We start from the raw sequence: 2,022 nt of genomic DNA, 5'->3' as shown, positions 1-2,022 counted from the left end.
CGCGCGGCTGACCGGCGGTCCGCGCGGACTCGCGACCGCCCGCTGCACTGACCTACAGGAGGTCGCGAGCCATCTCCGCGGCGTCTGGTGCGGTGTCCGCGAGCAAGTAGACGATCGGTTCGACGCCGAACCCGCCGGTCTGGTAGAGCACGTCGGCGTCGGGGTGCTGGCCGACGGCGGGCCCGAGCGCGTCAGGCGTGGATTCTCCCTTCGGGTCGAACTCGACGGCCTCGTAGCCGGCGGCTTTGAGGTCGGCCACGAGGTCGTCCTCGTAACGGATGTTCAGGCACGCGCGAGCGCTGCTGCCTGCATCCCGAGCTGACAGCAGCATCGACGCGACGTGGACGCTCACCCCGAACTCGGGGTCCGCGGGAATCTCGGTGCGCCCCATCACGTCCAGAATCCGGCCGGGAACGCCCGCGACGTCCTCCACGCCCGCCGCGTCCGGCGTGCACTCCACGAGGTTCGACCCGACCGCCGGAATCAGCGTCGCGAACCCGCTGGCGTGCTCGAGCAGCCGAACACCCCGGCGCACCGACGACAGCACGCGCTCGCGGACGCGAACCTCGCTGTCCGGGTCGTGGACGCGGAAATCCCCCTCGTACTCCGCGAGCGCGGGCATCGCCTCCTCGTGGAGGCTGGCGACGACGTCACCGCGTGCGGATAGCTGGCGGATCAGGACTTCGGCCTCCACGAGCGCCTGCACCTGCGACATGTCGCCGCTGGCCAGTCCCTCGCCGACGCGCTCGACCGTCTCCTGCACGCGCTCGTCCGAGGCCACGTCGTCGTTGACGGTGACGTCGCCGTGCGCGTACTTCGAGACGGCCGACTGGCTGACGCCGAGCAACTCTGCGACCTCGTGCTGGGTGAGCGCGCGCGCCCGGAGGTCGGCCGCGAGCAGCGACCGGAACGTGGGCAGGAACTCGTCGACGACGACTTCCTCGATGAACTTCATTGGTCACCACCGAACTCGCGGTCCCCGCGGATGCGGCTGGCCTGCGGGCCGTTCTGGTCCTGGTACTTCGACCCGCGCTCCTCGCCGTACGGCCGGTCGGCGGGACTGGTGAGCTCCGTGAACACGAGCTGGCTGATGCGCATGTCCGGCGTGAGCGCGACCGGGACTTTCCCGAGGTTCGAGAGCTCCAAGGTCACTTTTCCCTGGAACCCCGGGTCGATGAAGCCGGCTGTTGCATGGACTACCACGGCGAGGCGCCCGAGCGACGACCGGCCCTCGACCTGGGCGACGAGGTCCGGCGGCACTTCCACGCGCTCTTTCGTCGTTCCGAGCACGAAGTCCCCCGGGTGGAGGATGAACTCGTCGCCGTCGTCGACGACCGTCTCGGTGACGTAGTCCTCGACTTCCTCCTCCCTGTTCGGGTGGATGCAAGGGACGTTCGCACGCTCGAACTCGAGAAAGTGCCGCCCGAGGCGGACGTCGACGCTGGCGGGCTGGACCTGCAAGTCGAGGTCGTCGAGCGGTTCGACGACAAGGCTACCCTCTGCCAGCCGCGAGAGGATGTCCCGGTCGGAGAGTATCATACCGGTCCGTGAACCCGCGGCTGCCTAAAGGTTTCAGATGAGGCTGAGCAGCCAACTGCCGTACGCGACCAGCACCGCGACCCCCCACGGCGCGCCCGACCGGTCGTCGAACGCCACGGCCAGCCCGTTCGCGTAGACGTACGTCTCCCAGCCCGCGACGAGGAATCCGGCGGCGTTTCGCAGGACCGAACTCCGGTCGAGGCCGGCCTGGAACTGCTCGGCGAACGCCTCCGGGGACGCCATCGACGCGTCCCCGACCGCCGCCACGAGGAACGCGAACGCGACCAGGGACGTGAGCGCGGTCGGCGCGGTCCCCCAGCCCACGATCGCGAGCCGTCTGCCCGAAGCGCCCGTCTGGCTGAGCGCGGCGCGGGGCGATCACGTGGACGATACCCCGCGGCGATCACCCCACCCGAGCAGCATCACGAACACCGACGCCGAAACAGGTAGGGGGCCCGAAGACGCCCCCAGAACCTCGTTCGA

3 protein-coding genes are annotated in these 2,022 nt (G+C 69.7%); all 3 read right to left on the bottom strand.

The window, feature by feature from the left end:
* Nucleotides 1–52 precede the first annotated feature (52 nt).
* From GRX66_RS18540 to GRX66_RS18530, 3 genes are read right to left on the bottom strand one after another with little or no spacing between them, the layout of a single operon-like run.
* Nucleotides 53–955, bottom strand: a complete 903-nt coding sequence (locus GRX66_RS18540) for a thiamine-phosphate synthase family protein (protein WP_159527794.1) — start codon at nucleotides 953–955, stop codon at nucleotides 53–55.
* Entirely contained in the window at nucleotides 952–1,539 is a 588-nt protein-coding gene (dcd, locus tag GRX66_RS18535; protein ID WP_159527793.1) for a dCTP deaminase, read from the bottom strand. The genes GRX66_RS18540 and dcd overlap by 4 nt, the downstream gene beginning before the upstream one ends.
* Nucleotides 1,540–1,572: 33 nt before the next feature.
* A complete protein-coding gene (locus tag GRX66_RS18530) occupies nucleotides 1,573–1,863 on the bottom strand; it encodes a hypothetical protein (RefSeq protein WP_159527792.1) in 291 nt (96 codons plus the stop codon).
* Nucleotides 1,864–2,022 lie beyond the last annotated feature (159 nt).

It is taken from the genome of Halobacterium bonnevillei, from assembly GCF_009831555.1.
In the GTDB taxonomy this organism is placed as follows: Archaea; Halobacteriota; Halobacteria; order Halobacteriales; family Halobacteriaceae; genus Halobacterium; species Halobacterium bonnevillei.
This window is presented reverse-complemented; position numbering and strand designations above follow the sequence as displayed.

Coding starts and splice junctions, on each gene's coding strand:
- GRX66_RS18540 (WP_159527794.1), bottom strand. CDS start 955: ATGAAGTTCATCGAGGAAGTCGTCGTCGACGAGTTCCTGCCCACGTTC.
- dcd (WP_159527793.1), bottom strand. CDS start 1,539: ATGATACTCTCCGACCGGGACATCCTCTCGCGGCTGGCAGAGGGTAGC.